14 protein-coding genes and 1 pseudogene are annotated in these 17697 nt (G+C 44.6%); 8 read left to right on the top strand and 7 right to left on the bottom strand.

What is annotated here, in order from left to right; translation table 11 throughout:
• Positions 1 to 180: 180 nt before the first annotated feature.
• Entirely contained in the window at positions 181 to 606 is a 426-nt protein-coding gene (locus VR862_RS07770) for a tellurite resistance TerB family protein (RefSeq protein WP_324720390.1), read from the bottom strand.
• Between the two features lie 246 nt (positions 607 to 852).
• Here VR862_RS07770 and VR862_RS07775 point away from each other — a divergent pair, with 246 nt between their 5' ends.
• The 5 genes from VR862_RS07775 (at position 853) to pdeM (ending at position 7734) form a co-directional block, all read left to right on the top strand.
• Entirely contained in the window at positions 853 to 1893 is a 1041-nt protein-coding gene (locus VR862_RS07775) for a ligase-associated DNA damage response exonuclease (RefSeq protein WP_324720391.1), read from the top strand.
• A gap of 201 nt (positions 1894 to 2094) precedes the next feature.
• A complete protein-coding gene (locus tag VR862_RS07780; RefSeq protein ID WP_324720392.1) occupies positions 2095 to 3684 on the top strand; it encodes an ATP-dependent DNA ligase in 1590 nt (529 codons plus the stop codon).
• Positions 3685 to 3969: 285 nt separating this feature from the next.
• Positions 3970 to 4362 carry an endonuclease domain-containing protein gene (locus tag VR862_RS07785; protein WP_324720471.1) on the top strand — a complete coding sequence of 131 codons (393 nt, stop codon included), beginning with the start codon at positions 3970 to 3972 and terminating at the stop codon, positions 4360 to 4362.
• Positions 4363 to 4564: 202 nt separating this feature from the next.
• Positions 4565 to 7087, top strand: coding sequence for a ligase-associated DNA damage response DEXH box helicase (locus VR862_RS07790; protein ID WP_324720393.1), 2523 nt, complete (start codon positions 4565 to 4567; stop codon positions 7085 to 7087).
• An 8-nt stretch (positions 7088 to 7095) separates the two neighbouring features.
• Entirely contained in the window at positions 7096 to 7734 is a 639-nt protein-coding gene (gene pdeM, locus VR862_RS07795) for a ligase-associated DNA damage response endonuclease PdeM (RefSeq protein ID WP_324720394.1), read from the top strand.
• A 309-nt stretch (positions 7735 to 8043) separates the two neighbouring features.
• Here pdeM and tnpA read toward each other — a convergent pair.
• Positions 8044 to 8481 (bottom strand): annotated as a pseudogene (gene tnpA, locus VR862_RS15620) (IS200/IS605 family transposase).
• A 641-nt stretch (positions 8482 to 9122) separates the two neighbouring features.
• Positions 9123 to 9371 carry a hypothetical protein gene (locus tag VR862_RS07805; RefSeq protein ID WP_324720395.1) on the bottom strand — a complete coding sequence of 83 codons (249 nt, stop codon included), beginning with the start codon at positions 9369 to 9371 and terminating at the stop codon, positions 9123 to 9125.
• A gap of 11 nt (positions 9372 to 9382) precedes the next feature.
• On the opposite strand from VR862_RS07805, the gene mfd reads away from it, so the two are divergent.
• Positions 9383 to 12763 (top strand): transcription-repair coupling factor, encoded by a 3381-nt coding sequence (mfd, locus tag VR862_RS07810; protein WP_324720396.1) that lies wholly within the window; start codon positions 9383 to 9385, stop codon positions 12761 to 12763.
• A gap of 75 nt (positions 12764 to 12838) precedes the next feature.
• Here mfd and VR862_RS07815 read toward each other — a convergent pair whose 3' ends face one another.
• Positions 12839 to 13240: a hypothetical protein gene (locus tag VR862_RS07815; protein WP_324720397.1), complete on the bottom strand. Its 402-nt coding sequence runs from the start codon at positions 13238 to 13240 to the stop codon at positions 12839 to 12841.
• Between the two features lie 101 nt (positions 13241 to 13341).
• Positions 13342 to 14601: a cation:proton antiporter gene (locus VR862_RS07820; RefSeq protein ID WP_324720398.1), complete on the bottom strand. Its 1260-nt coding sequence runs from the start codon at positions 14599 to 14601 to the stop codon at positions 13342 to 13344.
• Between the two features lie 223 nt (positions 14602 to 14824).
• Here VR862_RS07820 and VR862_RS07825 point away from each other — a divergent pair, with 223 nt between their 5' ends.
• Both VR862_RS07825 and VR862_RS07830 read left to right on the top strand, forming a co-directional pair.
• Positions 14825 to 16084: a DUF389 domain-containing protein gene (locus tag VR862_RS07825; protein ID WP_324720399.1), complete on the top strand. Its 1260-nt coding sequence runs from the start codon at positions 14825 to 14827 to the stop codon at positions 16082 to 16084.
• A 21-nt stretch (positions 16085 to 16105) separates the two neighbouring features.
• Positions 16106 to 16639, top strand: a complete 534-nt coding sequence (locus VR862_RS07830) for a DUF421 domain-containing protein (protein WP_324720400.1) — start codon at positions 16106 to 16108, stop codon at positions 16637 to 16639.
• Here the strand turns inward: VR862_RS07830 and VR862_RS07835 are convergent.
• Entirely contained in the window at positions 16636 to 16995 is a 360-nt protein-coding gene (locus VR862_RS07835) for a YraN family protein (RefSeq protein ID WP_324720401.1), read from the bottom strand. The two genes, VR862_RS07830 and VR862_RS07835, sit on opposite strands and share 4 nt — an antisense overlap.
• A gap of 71 nt (positions 16996 to 17066) precedes the next feature.
• Positions 17067 to 17654 carry a hypothetical protein gene (locus VR862_RS07840; RefSeq protein WP_324720402.1) on the bottom strand — a complete coding sequence of 196 codons (588 nt, stop codon included), beginning with the start codon at positions 17652 to 17654 and terminating at the stop codon, positions 17067 to 17069.
• Between the last annotated feature and the right edge of the window lie 43 nt (positions 17655 to 17697).

Here is a 17697-nt window from a genome sequence, read left to right on the forward strand (position 1 = left end):
TGGCTCTTGGCTCTTGGCTCTTGGCTCTTGGCTCTTGGCTCTTGACTCTTAACTCTTAACTCTTGACTCTTGGCTCTTGGCTCTTGACTCTTAACTCTTAACTCTTGACTCTTGGCTCTTGGCTCTTAACTCTTAACTCTTAACTCTTGACATTTGACTCCTGGCTCCTGGCTCTTGAAGTTATTTCTCCCTGTTGAGCAGATAACGGTAATCATCGAAGCTCATTCCACTAAAGATCTGCATGGAGCGTTTAATGATCCCTTGTGAAACTTCAGGAGAAAATCCCAGCCCAATAGCATATCTTCTGAGTAGTTCTTCTTCCTCCTCCTCAATGTCATGATCTGCATAAATGATCCGGAACAGGTCATAAAGTCTTTCCAATCGCCCCTCAACAGAGTTATTGGGATGAATTGGAAATGCGGTAGGGTTTTTAAGGACCTTGGAATATTCATCTTCTCCAATATCCAGTTTCCTCGCAAACCTTTTTAATTGCGCCTCTTCGCGTGTGTTAATGGGTCCATCGGCGGCTGCAAGATTTACAATGGCGGCAAAATGCCCCAGATTTCGAAGATGTTCTCCGGTTCCAAAAAGGTCTGAAAATGACATAACACTGTTTTTACTCAAAGATAGCAAATAGTACCCGATATTTTGAGGTGGCGAATTTGTTTCCCCTGCGGCCTGGACAGGCACCGCTTTTCGGCTCATTTTCCTATGCCTCTAAAAATTTCCGAAGCTATACTACCGGCCCGTTCGGAGCCACTGCGATAGCTAATTCTTTAAAAATGGCATTTTCAGTTTTAATTTTTTCCTAACGCCACAGCTGCCCTGCACAAATATTCCTAACTTGAATTTATGCCGCTCAAAAAGAGAAAAAAACCCCTGCTTTGCTTTGACGACAAAGGGATCTACTGCGAACCCGCCGGAGTTTATCTGGACCCGTGGAAGCCTGTGGATAAGGCGATCATTACTCACGGCCATGCCGATCATTCCCGCTGGGGTCACAAGCAGTACATTACCCACCACACCAATATTCCTATAATAAAACACCGCCTTGGGGAAATAGAAGTTTCCGGAAAGGAGTACGGGGAGACCTTCACAATAAACAATGTGAAATTTTCCTTTTTTCCGGCAGGACATATTATTGGTTCTTCGCAGGTGAGGGTGGAGCACAAGGGGGAAGTCTGGGTATTTAGCGGGGATTATAAGACTGAAGATGACGGACTCGCAGTGCCCTATGAGCCTGTGAAATGCGACGCCTTTATTACTGAATGTACCTTTGGGCTACCAGCTTTTAAGTGGCTCCCGCAGGAGCAGGTGATGAACGACATTAACAGCTGGTGGCAGCAGAATAAGGCTGAAGGTAAAACCTCTATCCTCTTTGGCTATTCCCTCGGAAAAGCCCAGCGGCTCCTGAAATTTCTGGATCCGTCGATTGGCAGGATCTTCACTCATGGCGCAATTGAGAATATGACTGAAGTGGTCCGACCTTTCGCTGAACTTCCTGAAACAACAAGGATCACCCGGGAAACTAAAAAGGAAGAAATTAAAGGCGGAATGGTGTTGGCGCCACCCAGCGCCCACGGCAGTACCTGGATTAGGAAAATGGTGCCTTTTGAAACCGGAATGGCCAGTGGCTGGATGGCCTTTAGAGGCGCCCGCCGCCGCAGGGCTGTTGATCGCGGCTTTGTTTTGTCAGATCATTGCGACTGGCAGGGATTATTATCCTCGATCAAAGCCACAGGTTGTGAAAGAGTGATCTGTACGCACGGCTATTCAGAAATATTTTGCCGATTTCTCAATGAGATTGGGTACGACGCCCGTACCGCCGAAACTCAATATGAAGGAGAGCTGGCAGAGATGAGTTCAAAGAAAGAAGAAAATGAAGAAGACTAAAGTAGTGGTCAGTGTTCGGTGGTAAGTGAGCAGAAAAAATATTCAAGAGGCTCCTCTCCTCTGGAGAGGCGGGGGAGAGGATGAGTGAAAAGTATTCAGTGTTCAGTGATCAGTGGTCATTTGTCAGAAAAAACAATAAACAATAAACAATAAACAATATTCAATTCCCAAGTAACCAATCACTAATCACCAATAACTAACGTGGAGGAATTCGCAGCACTCATACAGGAACTTGACAGCACCAACAAAACAAACGTGAAGGTGGCGGCGTTGACGCGTTACTTTCAGCGGGTGTCCAACAAGGACAAGGTATGGGCTATTGCCATTCTTTCGCACCGCCGTCCGCCGCGGCCGGTAAATACCACCCTGCTCCGCCAGTTTGCCGCCGAACTTGCCAATATTCCGCTGTGGCTGTTCGAGGAATCTTACCACATTGTTGGGGATCTTGCCGAAACCATTGCCCTGATTATTCCTCCGGCAGAGAATTCGAGCGAGAAAAGTCTCACTCAGTACCTGGAGGAGATCATTGATCTAAAAGCCGCCACCGAAGCCGAAAAGAAGGAGTATCTGCACGAGAACTGGGCAGCTTTAAATTATTACGAACGCTTTGTTTTTACGAAGCTCATTACCGGAAGCTTTAGAATAGGAGTGAGCCAGAAGCTCATGACCCGTGCTCTTTCGAAGGCCACAGATATTGATGAAGATGTGCTGGCATATAAGCTTATGGGAGACTGGAACCCTCAAAAAATTTCTTTTCAAAAGCTCATTTTAGAGGAGAATGAAGAGGACTTTCTTTCAAAACCTTATCCTTTTTACCTGGCCTATGCTATTGAAGGAGAACCCGCAGACCTGGGCGATCCCGCCGATTGGAGTGCCGAGCATAAGTGGGATGGCATTAGATCCCAGGTGGTAGTGCGCAATGGAGAACTTTTTGTTTGGAGTCGGGGGGAAGAACTGGTTACAGATAAGTATCCCGAATTTTCGGCTTTTTTGGAGCTCCTACCAGGCGGGACTGTGTTGGATGGTGAAATTTTGCCTTTTCCTGAAGGGGATATAGGAACTTTTAATGATCTTCAAACGCGCATTGGCCGCAAAACGGTTTCCAAAGCGCTGCTGAAAAAGACTCCTGTGATCCTGAAGGCTTATGATATATTGGAGTGGGAGGGAAAGGATATTAGAAGTTTACCCTTTTTGGAACGTCGGGAGATCCTGGAAAAATTGCATAGTACCGTCTCCACTGAAGGTTCCCCGTTTCATATTTCAAGAACGATCTCCTTTGACGATTGGAGCGAAGCAACTGCCGAGAGGGAGCGGGCACGGGAGGTGAAGAGCGAAGGTTTGATGCTCAAGCGCTGGGATTCGCCTTACCTCGTCGGAAGAAAAAAAGGAGACTGGTGGAAATGGAAGGTGGAGCCATTGACAGTAGATGCGGTGCTCACCTACGCCATGCGCGGCCACGGTAGGCGGTCGAACCTGTTTACCGATTACACTTTCGCGCTCTGGCAGGATGATGAGCTGGTGACTTTTGCGAAAGCCTATTCCGGATTAACTGATGCTGAATTCCGCCAGGTGGATGCCTGGATCAAGAGAAATACTCTGGAGCGATTCGGCCCCGTTCGTTCCGTAAAACCTGAACTCGTCTTCGAAATAGCTTTCGAAGGCATCGCCGAATCCACCCGACACAAAAGTGGAGTAGCAACCAGATTCCCGAGAATTTTGAGGTGGAGACAGGACAAGAAGATTGAGGAAGCGAATACGATAGAAGAATTGAAGCAGTTAATCCCTAAGTGAGATCGTGCTGCGACGGACCACCCCGTCTGCCTTCGGCAGCCACCCCTCCTTGAAATAAGGAGGGGAGGTTTTGGCTGCAGCTTTGCTGCAGCTGTATAGGATTCTGGGTCAGGTAATACATCATGTGATGTGGAATTTTAGATGGTAGCACAAATAGCTCCTTCCCTTGCTAAGGGAACCTGCCTGCCGGCAGGCAGGGGTGGCTCCGGCGAATAGCCGGAGACGGAATGGTCCGTTATGGAAACGGGTGCTTCTAATTAGAACAAAAACAAAATAAAACGCAGAATTCATAATCGAAAACCCCTCAAGCCCTACCGCAAAAAGCTCCGCCATCATGGAACTACCGCAGAGGCTTACCTGTGGACGCATCTGCAGCAAAAGAAGCTGGAGGGAAGGAAGTTTAGACGACAGCACAGCGTTCTAAATTTCATCGTGGATTTCTACTGTGCCGAGGAAAAGTTGGTGATAGAACTTGATGGATTATACCATATGAATCCGACAAATGAGGAGAAAGACGCTGCAAGAACCAGGAAGCTGGAAGAATTAAATTTAAAAGTGGTGAGGTTTGAGAATAGAAGTGTGTTTGATAATTTGGAGTGGGTGCTGGAGGAGATAAAGAGAAATTTCAGGAGCGACGGACCACCCCGTCTCCGCTCCCGCGGATCCACCCCTCCTTGAAAAAAGGAGGGGAGCTTTTTGGGAACAGCTTTGCTGTTCCCCTAGCAGGACGATGGGTTTAGAAAAATTATAATTTGAAGTACTACAAAAAATAGTAGCACAATCAATAACTCCTTCCCTTAACAAAGGAACCTGCCTGCCGGCAGGCAGGGGTGGCTCCGCCGCAAGGCGGAGACGGAAGGGTTCAACCGGAGACGAAAACATGAATCAAAAACAACTCATAAAACTTGCCAACGACTGGTTCAAATCCCGGTCCTGGAAATCTTTTGCTTTTCAAAAGGAGTCCTGGAAGGCATTTTTGGATGGTAAGCACGGCCTCCTTAATGCTCCCACCGGTAGCGGGAAAACCTACGCTTTATGGGTGCCAATTGTGCTGGACTACATCAGACAAAATCCCGACTACAAAACCAAACACAAACCCGGACTCAAAGCAATCTGGATCACTCCCTTGCGGGCACTTTCTGTGGAGATCGAGCAGGCGGCAAACCGCTTTGCACAGGACATTGGCAGCGGACTTACAGTAGGTATCCGCACCGGCGATACTTCCCAAAAATTACGTGCCGCTCAAAAGAAGCAAATGCCCGACCTGTTGATCACTACGCCTGAGAGTCTGCAGCTATTATTGGCCTCAAAGGGTTATGAGAAGACCTTCAAGGATTTGAATGCCATTGTCATTGATGAATGGCACGAGCTGCTCGGTACCAAACGCGGAGTACAGATCGAGCTGGCGCTTTCTCGTTTAAAGACTGTTTCTCCAAAAATGAAGATCTGGGGCATCTCTGCTACCATAGGAAACCTTCAGGAGGCGCGGGAGGTGCTGCTGGGACCGGGATCTGAGGCTTTTCAGAATTCTGTTTTAATTCGGGCAGATATTAAGAAGAAGATCAGCGTGAAGTCTATTATTCCGGAGAAGATGGAAACTTTTCCGTGGCGGGGACATCTGGGATTGCATTTGCTGGACGAGGTGGTGCCTATTATCCGGAAGTCCAGGACTACCTTGCTCTTTACCAACACCCGCTCTCAATGCGAGATCTGGTTCCAGCGGATTCTTCAGAAGTATCCCGAATTTGCCGGGGAACTCGCAATGCATCATGGGAGTATCAACAAAGAAACCCGGCTCTGGGTGGAGCAGGCGATCAGAGACGAGCAGCTAAAAGCGGTAGTAGCGACCTCCAGCCTTGATTTGGGGGTGGATTTTGCGCCCGTGGAAACGATCATCCAGATTGGCGGACCAAAAGGGGTAGCCCGATTTCTTCAGCGGGCTGGGCGTAGCGGTCACCAGCCGGGGAAGGAGAGTGTGATCTATTTTCTTCCTACTCATGCCATGGAGCTGATTGAAGCTTCGGCATTACAAAAGGCTGTGAGGCACACCGTGGTGGAAGATCGGATTCCCTACCTGAACTCCTTTGATGTGCTGGTGCAGTATCTGACTACTCTCGCCGTTTCCGACGGATTTTTTCCGCAGGAGATCTGGCCCGAGGTCAAATCCACCTTCTGTTATCAGGCACTTTCCGAAGAACAGTGGGAATGGTTGCTGAATTTCATCACGCAGGGGAGTCAGACGCTGCAGGCCTATGACGAGTATAAAAAGGTGGAGATCGGGGAGGACGGACTCTTTAAGGTGAATAACCGCGCCATCGCCATGCGGCACCGGCTGCAGATCGGAACGATCGTAAGTGACGCGGTACTCGCGGTCAAATTTTTAGGTGGTGGTTACATTGGAACCATTGAGGAATGGTTTATTTCAAAGCTGAACCCTGGAGATGTTTTCACTTTCGCCGGAAAGAACCTGGAGCTGTACCAGATCAAGAATATGCAGGTGATCGTTAAGAAGTCGAAGGTGAAGAATTCCCGCTTCCCCAGTTGGGCAGGAGGAAGGATGAGCTTTTCGGCCGAAATGAGTGAGCTGCTGCGGGAGGAGATGTTCGTGGCTTCAGAATTAGAAGCCGATTCGCAGCAGAATGTCAGTTCGAGCACCTCGGCTGCGCTCGACGCAGGCTCCGTCGAGAAGTCAATCGAGCTCAAGGCGATGCATAACATCTTCCAAAGGCAAAAAAGAGAATCCATTATTCCCAAAAAAGATGAATTTCTCATCGAGACCTTCAAGACCCGCGAGGGATATCACGCAATTTTTTATCCTTTTGAAGGCAGGTTCGTCCACGAAGCAATGGCAAGTCTTCTGGCTTATAGGATAAGTCTGCTGTCGCCCATCACTTTTTCCCTGGCCTTCAATGACTACGGCTTTGAACTACTTTCCGATCAGCAGATAGACATGCAGCAGGTCTTTGACAATAATCTTTTTTCTGCGGAATACCTGATGGACGACCTTCAGAAAAGTTTGAATGCTACTGAGATGGCAAGACGAAAATTCCGCGATATTGCCGTTATTGCAGGAATGGTCTTTACGGGCTTTCCGAATAAGATGATCAAGACAAAGCATTTGCAGTCAAATTCGCAGCTGCTATTTAGTGTTTTCAGGGACTATGAGCCGGACAATTTATTGTTTCAGCAGGCGTTTAGAGAAACATTCGAGCATCAGCTGGAAGAAGGAAGGTTGAGATTGGCGATGGAGCGAATTTCGGAACAGAAATTGGTTTGGAAACAATGCGAAAAACCCACACCTTTCGCCTTTCCGATCATCACCGACAGGATGCGCGAAAAGTTATCTTCAGAAAAACTGGAGGACCGAATTAAGAAAATGATGGCACAATGGGGTGACCTGTAGCTTCAAAAATGACAAAAACACTTACTCTTCATAATAATACTTTTATTTTACATCCCTCCGGAGCGATGTTTTGGGAAGAGGAAGACTTGCTGGTGATAAGTGATGTACATCTGGGGAAGGTGTCGCATTTCAGGAAGTTTGGCAGTGCGGTACCACAAAAAGCTATTGCAGGGAATTTTCAAAAAATGAATGAGGTAATTGCCTTTTTTGAACCCTCAAAAATTGCTTTTTTGGGAGATCTTTTTCACAGTTCTTTGAACAAGGAATGGTTGTTCTTTGAGCACTGGCTTGATCAAATTTCTGCGGAAGTCATTCTTGTTGAAGGAAACCACGATATCATTTCCCCTCTGAAATATGAAGCCTTGGGCGTTTTTCTTACTCCGGAAATTGTCCTAAAAAATTTCCTTTTTACCCACCATCCAGAAGAAAGAGCGGGATTTTTCAACTTTTCAGGACATATACATCCCGGAGTAAAGATCAGCGGAATAGGTCGGCAGCAGCTGAAGTTGTCGTGCTTCTTCAAATCCAAAGATCAATTGATCCTGCCCGCCTTTGGTGAGTTTACCGGCAAACATATTCTCGTGCCACAGGGAGATGATGAGGTATATGTGGTGACAAAGAAGGAAGTGATTTGTTTGAATGATTAAGGAAGTCGGGACAAAAATTGGGCTAAAGCCCCTGCTCAACCTTGATCCTGACCAGTAACTAAAGCCAGTGGTGATTCATAAGGTTGAGAATTTCTAAACAAAATTCATGGTTGAGATGGTATATGAATTGCCTCCGCCTTCAGGCGGAGGATTAATAGGGTATATATAAAAAGGGCTTTAGCCCAACATCGAACTGAATTTAATATTTGATATTCCTTTAGAAGGGTACAAAAAAGAATTTTTCATGAATTGCCTCCGCCTTCAGGCAGAGGACCAGAGGATGAATTAACAAGGGCTTTAGCCCAATTCTCAATCGTCAAAATTTTTGAATTTGTATTTTTCTAAAAATTCCTCATATTCCTCCTGGAATGATTTTTTCCGATGATGCTCTTCCTGATTCTTAATGTAATTTCTTACCCTCTCAAGATTAGATTCTGAAACAGAGACAGCGAAATAATCATTCTGCCATTCAAATTTTTCTGAAGTTAAATTGTTCTTGTTGATCCAATGGGAAGATTCTCCTTTGATCAGGTTTACCACCTTTTGATTGGTTTGGTCTACTCCTAATGACAAGAGGCAATGACAATGATCTGTATATCAATTTACAAAGTCTACAAATATTCCTTTTGATCTTGCATTTTCTGCTATATGCTGCCAAACTTTTTTTCTTAATTCTGGACTATTGAGATCAGGAACTCTGTTTTTCGTGCTCCAGACAAAATGGATGTAGACCTTTATGTGCGGCATAATTTGCTATTAATTGGCTGATGATGAATTTAATGAATTAATATAATACTTAAAGATTGGGCTAAAGCCCTTGTGTGCTTTTTTATTTTTGATCCCCTGGCTGAAGCCAGGGGCAATTCATGGTTTTGAAAATTTTTATTTGTTGTGATGAGTTGCCGCCGCCTGAAGGCGGAGGAACAGAAGAATATATTTTCAAAGGCTTTAGATCAACTAAGATTCTGCTATGCCAGAAACTTTTTGACCTGCTGCCTTAGAAATTTTGGACTAAAACCTTTTTAAATTCTTTAATTTTTAATCCCTGGCTGAAGCCGGTAGCAATTCATGTTTTGGAAATTTTTTTTTGTTATGATGAATTGCCTCCTCCTGAAGGCGGAGGAACAGAAGAATATATTTTCAAAGGCTTTAGATCAATTAAGATTCTGCTATGTCAGAAATTTTTAACCTGCTGCCTTAGAAATCATGGGCTAAAGCCCTTTTTGTGGTTTTTTATTTTTGATCCCCTGGCTGAAGCCCGGGGCATGAGTTGGTAAACTTTTATTTGCTATGATGAATTGCCTCCGCCTGAAGGCAGCATGATGTCTTGCTGATTAGATAATAATGAATTAATAAAAAAGATTGGACTAAAGCCCTTTTGTAATTATTTATTTTGATCCCCTGGCTGAAGCCAAGGGCAATTCATGGCTCGCAGGATCATTTGTATATTCAAGAATTGCCTCCGCCTTTAGGCGGAGGATTAGATTAGAGGAAACATAACACAAGGGCTTTAGCCCAAATGCCCCCTCAAAGTCCTGGCTCTTGATTCTTGCAGCGCAGCGGTCTTGCTTCTTTTTTAACTTCTGTTTAAACCTTACCACCTTTAGCCTTTGAGCATTAAACTTTATCTTTGCCAAAATTTTATTTTTTGAGTAAAAATTCTATTGCCCAAAGCTTTGCACAGTCGGCTCAACAGCTGGAACTGGGGAAAGCGCTTGCCCTGTCGCGAACTCAGGTGCAGTTAAAAGGCCTTGTGGGTTCTGCACTTTCCTTTGTTATCGCCAATGCTTTTGAAGAAGCTGAAAAACCTTTTCTTCTGATTTTCAACGACAAGGAAGAAGCTGCATATTACCTGAATGACCTTGAGCAGCTGTTAGGAGATAAAAATGTGCTTTTTTACCCCGGCAGTTACCGCCGACCATATCAGCTGGAAGAGACCGATAACGCTAACGTACTGCTGCGGGCAGAGGTGCTCAACCGAATCAACTCCCGAAAAAAACCTGCATTAATAATTACTTATCCAGATGCCCTTTTTGAGAAGGTGGTAACCAGAAAAGAGCTGGAGAAGAATACTCTTAAGATCAAGGTCGGCGACGAACTCTCGATCGATTTTGTAAACGAGGTCATGTTCGAGTACAAGTTCAAAAGAGTGGATTTCGTGACCGAACCCGGAGAATTCTCGGTAAGAGGGGGAATTTTGGATGTATTCTCCTTCAGCAACGATGAGCCCTACAGGATTGAATTTTTTGGGGATGAGGTAGAGAGCATCAGGACCTTTGATGTGGAGACGCAGTTGTCGACAGATCAGATCAAGAAGATCACGGTGATCCCGAATGTAGAGCACAAAAGACTTCAGGAGGTGCGGGAGAGTTTCCTGAAGTATATTTCAGACAAGACAGTGATCTTTAGCCAGGATCCTTCCCTGATGTTTGACAGGATAGACAAACTTTTCAGTAAAGCTGAAGAGGCTTTCCAGAATCTTTCCGAAGAAATAAAACACAACGCGCCTGAAGAATTGTTCTGTAATTCGGCACTTTTGCAGGAGCAGATACAGGAGTATTCGCTTGTCACTACTACTTCCCGTCATCCTGAACTTGTTTCAGGGTCTAAAGCGGAAACAATCGAATTCTACACCAAACCCCAGCCTTCCTTCAATAAGAATTTTGAACTCCTTATTCAGAATTTGAGGGAGAATTCAGACTACGGTTATACCAACTATATATTTTGTGTAAGTGAGCAGCAAGCCAAACGCTTCCATGACATCTTTGACGACATGGAAGGTGGCGTGGAATATAAGACCGTTGTACTTTCCATGTATCAGGGGTTTGTTGCTGAAGACCAAAAAATGGTTTGTTATACAGATCACCAGATCTTCGAGCGCTACCATAAGTTCCACCTCAAGAACGGTTACGCCAAGAAGCAGGCGATCACGCTGAAGGAGCTTACCAACCTTGAAGTCGGCGATTTTGTGACACACATCGACCACGGAATAGGGAAGTTTGGTGGACTCCAAAAAATCGATGTGGAGGGCAAAAAGCAGGAGGCGATCAAATTGATCTACGGGGAGAGAGATATTTTGTACCTGAGCATTCACTCGCTGCACAAGATCTCCAAATACAACGGCAAGGACGGCAAACCGCCAAAGATCTACAAGCTGGGCAGCAACGCCTGGAAAAACCTGAAGCAGAAGACCAAAGCCCGTGTCAAAAATATTGCTTTTAACCTCATTGAATTGTACGCCAAGCGCAGACTGCAGAAAGGCTTTGCATACGGACCCGATTCTTATCTGCAGCACGAGCTGGAGGCTTCTTTCCTCTACGAAGATACGCCCGATCAAAGTACTGCAACGGCCGATGTCAAAGCCGATATGGAGAACGAACGGCCAATGGACCGCCTGGTGTGCGGGGACGTTGGCTTCGGAAAGACCGAGGTTGCGATAAGAGCCGCTTTTAAAGCAGTAGACAATGGGAAACAGGTGGCAGTGCTGGTGCCAACGACCATTCTGGCGTTTCAGCATTACAAGACCTTTACCGAACGCCTGAAGGATTTTCCTGTGACCGTAGATTACCTGAACCGCTTCAGGACCGCCAAAGAAAGAAAAACGACCTTGGAAGAACTGGCCAACGGGAAAGTGGATATCGTCATTGGCACGCACCAGTTAGTAAGTAAGGCCGTAAAATTTAAAGATTTGGGGCTGCTGGTAGTGGACGAAGAGCAGAAATTTGGAGTAGCGGTCAAGGATAAACTGAAGACCATCAAAGAAAATGTGGATACGTTGACCTTAACAGCCACGCCTATTCCGCGTACGCTACAGTTTAGTTTAATGGCTGCGAGGGATCTTTCTACAATAACTACTCCGCCGCCAAACAGATATCCTATTGAGTCGCATGTGATAAGATTTTCAGAAGAAACTATTCGCGACGCAATTTCCTATGAAATTCAGCGGGGAGGGCAGGTATTCTTTATCCACAATAGAGTTGAAAATATCAAGGAAGTCGCCGGAATGATCCAACGGCTGGTGCCCGATGCGAAGATTGGGATCGGGCATGGACAAATGGAAGGAAAGAAGCTGGAGCAGCTCATGCTGAAGTTTATGAATGGTGAATTCGACGTACTGGTTTCCACCACCATTGTGGAAAGCGGACTCGATGTGCCAAATGCCAATACTATCTTTATCAACAACGCCAATAATTTCGGACTTTCAGACCTGCACCAGATGCGTGGTAGGGTAGGCCGGAGTAACAAAAAAGCCTTTTGTTATTTTATTACGCCGCCATATTCAGCCATGACCGATGATGCTAGAAAACGAATTACAGCCCTGGAGCAGTTCAGCGAATTGGGCAGCGGATTCAACATTGCGATGAAAGATCTTGAAATCCGTGGCGCCGGAGACCTTTTAGGAGGGGAACAAAGCGGCTTTATTAACGAAATTGGTTTTGATACTTACCAGAAGATCCTGAACGAAGCTATTGAGGAGCTGAAGGAAAATGAATTCAGGGATCTTTATCAGGAACAGGAGAAAGAGGATAAGGAATACGTGAAGGATACGCAGATCGACACCGATTTTGAATTACTGTTTCCTGATGATTACATCAACAATATTTCTGAAAGGTTGAACCTGTACACTCAGCTCAACAACCTGAAAACCGAAGAAGAACTTCAGAAATTTGAAGCCGAACTGGTGGATAGGTTTGGAGAACTTCCTACTCAGGCCGAAGATCTTCTGAACAGCGTTCGTATTAAATGGATCGCCTCTAAGATTGGACTGGAGAAAATCGTGATGAAGCAGGGCAAATTGATCGGCTATTTCATTGCCGATCAGCAATCTCGTTTCTACCAGAGCAAAGCTTTTACAAGAGTGCTGCAATACGTACAAACACATCCTCAGAGCTGCACCATGAAAGAAAAGAAAACCCGCAGCGGGTTGAGGTTGTTATTGACCTTTGAAAAAGTAACTTCGGTAGATAAAGCGCTGAAGGTGTTGCAGCCGCTGGATGTGAAGGCAACGGTGGAGGTAGAAGAAAAATAATACTTTTAAAAATGGCATTTCTGAGAGGGGATTTCACCAGACCTCACCAGTTTTTTAAAGCCTGTGAGGTCTATATTATTTAAAAATTGCCTTTTTCGGCAGGTAATATAAATCCAGGGGTGCTTCTACAATTTCGAAAAGCAATGTTAGGGCTTCAGGATCATACTGCAGTTTTATTTTTCCGTCCGAAGCACTGTAAGCGCTCCTTATGCTGCCTTCAAAAACATTTTCGGAAGTTCTTTTTACATGAATAGAAGCGGGTTCGTCTTTATCTATGCAATCAATTCGGTCGCCTGTTTGAAATATGGCGCAATGGTATCCTATGTAATCCTCTTCTTCAGCTTCTAGCCCGATTTCCATTAGGGTGCTGCCATTTTCGGTTTGCCAGGACCAGCTTCCGGAAATATCCTGTGCGCTTCCGAAGAGAGGGATGAGAAAAATTAGGAGGAGGCTGTGAAAAGAATACTGATTTTTCATTGAGGTAAGTTAGTTAGAAATAATGTCCTTCAAAAATGGCATTTTTGGAAGGAATAGTTGAAAAACTCACAGGTTTGTAAAACCTTTGAGGTATAATACGTTCAGGTTCTGCTATCCAAATTCTCACGTTCATTGGTGCCCTTAGTTTTATCGTGATATAATTTCTCTAAAGGTACGCTCGTTAATCCATTAACAACAGTAGATGCCGCTACAATTAGGCTGGGAATAATCCAGGCTTCCTCAAAATGGGCCTTGTTTTTTGAGATCATAGCGTAGTAAAGAGCGGCAACTCCAATAGGTCCAAACCAGCCCATGATCAATATGCTGTACAATTTTTTCCGGAACTGGGGCATTACCGGCATAAGAAGTAATAAGGCTGGTAACCTTCTAAACAAAAGAATAGATATGATGATCCCAACAGCAGTCCATCCCATTTCCTGCCATTCCTGCCAGGGCAACATGAGGCCCAGGATAAAAAACACCGGAACAGTAGTCAGGCGTTCCATGGTTTCCTGGATCCTTTCTTCTTTTAGATCCTCATTTGCTGTAATGTCTTTGGCAAAGGCGAATCCGCCCACAAATACTGCTATAATTGGATTCATCTTTAACAGGTGAAAACCTCCCAAAAGAAGGAGTGCGACGGCAACTGAAAAGGATAAAAGAGTCTTGGTGTTTAAATACCCGGCTTTGTGCGTTTTTTTCATGAGAAACCCACAGCCATACCCAATCCCATAAGCAAGAATAGCGCAAAGGACATTTTCATATAACAGAACTTTCGTGACCCACTCTCCCAAATCGCCACCACCTTCAGCACCCAGAAGATATAAAGCTAGAAAAACTATTGGGTAGGCAAATCCGTCATTGACTCCTGCTTCGAAGGAGAGAGTGTTCCTAATCTTTTGGGGCAGGAATTTTTCAGCTTTTTTGCCTGTTACAAGGGTCGAGGCGACAACGGGATCTGTAGGCGTAATAATAGCTCCTAAAAGGAGACATTCAAAAAGAGAGAATTCCGGAAGAAGAAAATAGAAGACTCCGCTGCCAAACAACCACATCAGTATCATTCCAAAGACGACAAGATTGGATAAGCTAGTGCCGTTCTTTCTGAATACGTGGGCAGGAAGCCGCAAAGCTGTTGCCATTAGAGCCATGGCGATTGTGAATTGACAGGCAAGTTCTAGGATCTGGAATTCTGATTCAGGATCTGTCGATTTGATCAGGTTAAGGACATCTGGCCCCAAGATCACTCCGAACAGGAGGGCGAGTAAAGGTTCGGTGACCGATATATTCTGAATTTTCTTGAAAAATGCACCGGCTAAAATGATCAACAAGCTTATGAAAAAGATGATCTCCATTAAAGCCATAGGCTGACAAAATTTTGCGGTGTCTTTTAAAGATAAGCAGTTGCTCCTCCTATTTTCTTAAGATTTATTTAAAACTGTCGTTTAAAATCCTCTTTTCATTCCCGTGCGTTTTAGAACCCTTAAAGTTCCCTTAAGATTATAAAGCAATCTAATGCTTTCTTTTATCTTGTATAGCAGCCATTTAAAATTACCGGAAGAAACTTAAAAAATCTGAAGTCTAAAAATGAGACAACTTATACTTAAAATTCCAAAGGGTAATAAAGATGAAGTCTTAAAGGCCGTGGAAGAATTTGAAGGAAAGAATACCATTTTTCTTCCAAATGATGAGCAGGATGTATTTATTCTTTTTTTGCCGAACAGGAAGGTAAATGATTTCCTGAAACGTATAGATGACTTTGAGGAACCCGAGATCAATTTAATTCCCCGGGGAGTGATCACCTTGTATCCACCGGCCTCGGAATCACCCGATCAAGTGGCCGATGTGCAACCAAAGAGTTCCCTGGAGATATACCTTGGAGGTATCCAAAGTGTGGGTTCTGTCAAGGGTTTAATAGGCTATTCTTTCGCTGCCGGGATCATTGTATGGATAGGACTATACACTACCACAGTATTTCTTTTAGTAGCGGCAATGCTGGTGGCACCTTTTGCAGGCCCGGCGATGAACGCAGCCTTGGCTACCGCAGCAGGAAAGATGCCCTTGCTTAAGAGCAGTCTGCTACGTTATGGCATGGCAATAGGAATTGGAATAGCAGCAAGTTTTTTAATGACCGTTATTTTTCCTCTTGAAACACTCACACCCCTAATGGTGGAAGTGAGTCATGTGTCAAAAGTGGCACTTTTCTTACCCCTTATTTCGGGCTTTGCGGGAGCCATTAATATTGTGCAGTCCGAAAGGGATAGTTTGGTTTCGGGTGCTGCAGTGGGCATTCTTGTAGCTGCTTCCCTTGCACCACCGGTTGGTCTCGTTGGTGCCGGTCTTTATCTTATGGATTGGGAAGTGGTTTGGAGCAGCGTTTTCAGGATCATCCTGCAACTGCTTGGTATTCATCTTGCCGCCACTCTGGTATTCTATTTCTTCGGAAAGGTCACACCTGGCGGGGTCCGCTTTTTGAAAGGAAACAAAGCGATGACTTATGTCACAACTGCTCTGGTAACTATTGGAATCGGCGCAATGATGTTTTGGCAATTCAGCCAGCCTCCATTTCTGCGGAAAGCCAGTATGAATACCGAACTTACTGAAGAACTTGACAAAAAACTTAACGAACTCGACTACATCGAAGTGATTGGAAAAGATGTGAATTTTACCAATACCATTATAAATGGAAATCCTACTGTAAGCTACAATGTCACCGTGCTTCCGAAGGATTCTGCCATCTCAGATGCTGTTCTCAAAAATAGGATAATCGAGCATCTTAAGAAAAATATCAAACATCAGGAAGATAATATCTACGAGGTCTACCAGATAAACGTAGCCGAAGATTAGCAAACCGGTCAAGATTCAATTATGGACGACACTACTTTTTTGTGGAATGGGACACAACCTATCATTAGGATCGTTATTGTAGGTGTAAGCGCCTACCTGGCAATCGTTCTCATTCTTAGAGTTTCGGGTAAAAGAACCCTGGCAAGTATGAGCGCCTTTGATTTTGTAATTGCAGTTGCAGTGGGTGCTGTTTTTGGCCGTACGCTTACCACCAAAAACCTGTCAATTTCTGAAGCTCTAGCTGCTTTTGTTCTATTGGCGGTGCTTCAGTTCATTTTTGCTTATTTTGAAGTGAAATCAAAGACTTTCAAAAAGATCTTTAACACCACTCCGACTATTTTGTACTACAACGGAAATTTTATTGAAAAGAATCTTCACAAGGAACGTCTGGATAAAAGTAAAGTTATTAGTGCCGCCCGGAAAAAAGGATTTGGAAGTATGGATGATGTTGCTGCCGTCATTTTAGAGATCGACGCTCAACTTTCGGTAATAGGGAAATCCAAGGAAGGTAAGTCCTCCACATATCAAGACATTTTAGATAAGAATGATCTTTAAAAATGTAGAAAAGCATCCTCTATATGCTCCAGTCTTGTGCCGGCCTTGTTCTTAATGATTGCTACGATGTCGAAACGCACTTCCACATCCAGCTTATGCTCGTTCACAAAATGATCTATGGCTTTTACCAGCTGCTTGATCTGCTTTTTCTTCACAAAATCCTGAGGATCGCCAAAGTCGGGCGTGCTGCGGGTCTTTACTTCAACAACAGCGAGAATATTTTCTTTACGGGCAATGATATCTACCTCGGCTTTCTGATAGATGAAGTTTCGCGCCACGATCTCGTAGCCGGTCGCCAGGAGATGCGCAACTGCCATTTCCTCACCACGTTTTCCTAATTCATTGTGCTGTGCCATATTCTGAATATCCTTCTAAAATGCCCTTTTTTGGCCATCTGTTGCAGTGTTGCTCACCTGCTTTCTATACTTTAGGAGTCGGTTTCATTCTGAAGGATTATGGCTCTAACTTTTAGGTCGAGATTGATTATATCCTCGGGGTCTGCTTCTATGATCTGGTCGCCGTAAAAACTTTTGGGAGGTGCGGCTACGGGTGCAAGGAACACCCTAATATTGGAATCTTTCATTTTTCCATCTTTCCAATCTACGGCACCACTGTAGTCCCAGCCAAAGCCGTAAAAATCAAAAGGTCCTTCATTGATCCTTTCAAGATCTGTATAAGGGGTTCCAACTTCGATGCCTTCTCCGGTTCTCCAGCGGCCCTCATTTTCTACATAGATCTGGTGTGGTTTGTTTTGAGTCTTGTCGTCCCAAATGATAAGCAGCTCATCATCTGTATTAGGATATAAGATACTATAAGCCCGCTCCACAGTTCCCTCTTCAAAAAGGTCAATTCCTTCAGAGATTTCTGCTTCAGGATAGATCTTTTGTAAATTGTTCCTGCTGATCACTTTCGCCAGATTCTCCATCTGGAATTTTTCCGCAGAATCTGAAGTTATTTTTCGGCTTTTACAACCCGAAGCCAGAACTATGAGGGCAAGGATCAATAATTTTCTCATGCTTAGTTTTTTACTAAAATGCAGAACATTTGCCGCACCCGCA

Origin of the sequence: Salinimicrobium aquimaris, from assembly GCF_035607535.1 — a bacterium.
Taxonomy (GTDB): Bacteria; Bacteroidota; Bacteroidia; order Flavobacteriales; family Flavobacteriaceae; genus Salinimicrobium.

Coding starts and splice junctions, on each gene's coding strand:
- VR862_RS07770 (WP_324720390.1), bottom strand. CDS start 606: ATGTCATTTTCAGACCTTTTTGGAACCGGAGAACATCTTCGAAATCTG.
- VR862_RS07775 (WP_324720391.1), top strand. CDS start 853: ATGCCGCTCAAAAAGAGAAAAAAACCCCTGCTTTGCTTTGACGACAAA.
- VR862_RS07790 (WP_324720393.1), top strand. CDS start 4,565: ATGAATCAAAAACAACTCATAAAACTTGCCAACGACTGGTTCAAATCC.
- pdeM (WP_324720394.1), top strand. CDS start 7,096: ATGACAAAAACACTTACTCTTCATAATAATACTTTTATTTTACATCCC.
- VR862_RS07815 (WP_324720397.1), bottom strand. CDS start 13,240: ATGAAAAATCAGTATTCTTTTCACAGCCTCCTCCTAATTTTTCTCATC.
- VR862_RS07820 (WP_324720398.1), bottom strand. CDS start 14,601: ATGGCTTTAATGGAGATCATCTTTTTCATAAGCTTGTTGATCATTTTA.
- VR862_RS07825 (WP_324720399.1), top strand. CDS start 14,825: ATGAGACAACTTATACTTAAAATTCCAAAGGGTAATAAAGATGAAGTC.
- VR862_RS07830 (WP_324720400.1), top strand. CDS start 16,106: ATGGACGACACTACTTTTTTGTGGAATGGGACACAACCTATCATTAGG.
- VR862_RS07835 (WP_324720401.1), bottom strand. CDS start 16,995: ATGGCACAGCACAATGAATTAGGAAAACGTGGTGAGGAAATGGCAGTT.
- VR862_RS07840 (WP_324720402.1), bottom strand. CDS start 17,654: ATGAGAAAATTATTGATCCTTGCCCTCATAGTTCTGGCTTCGGGTTGT.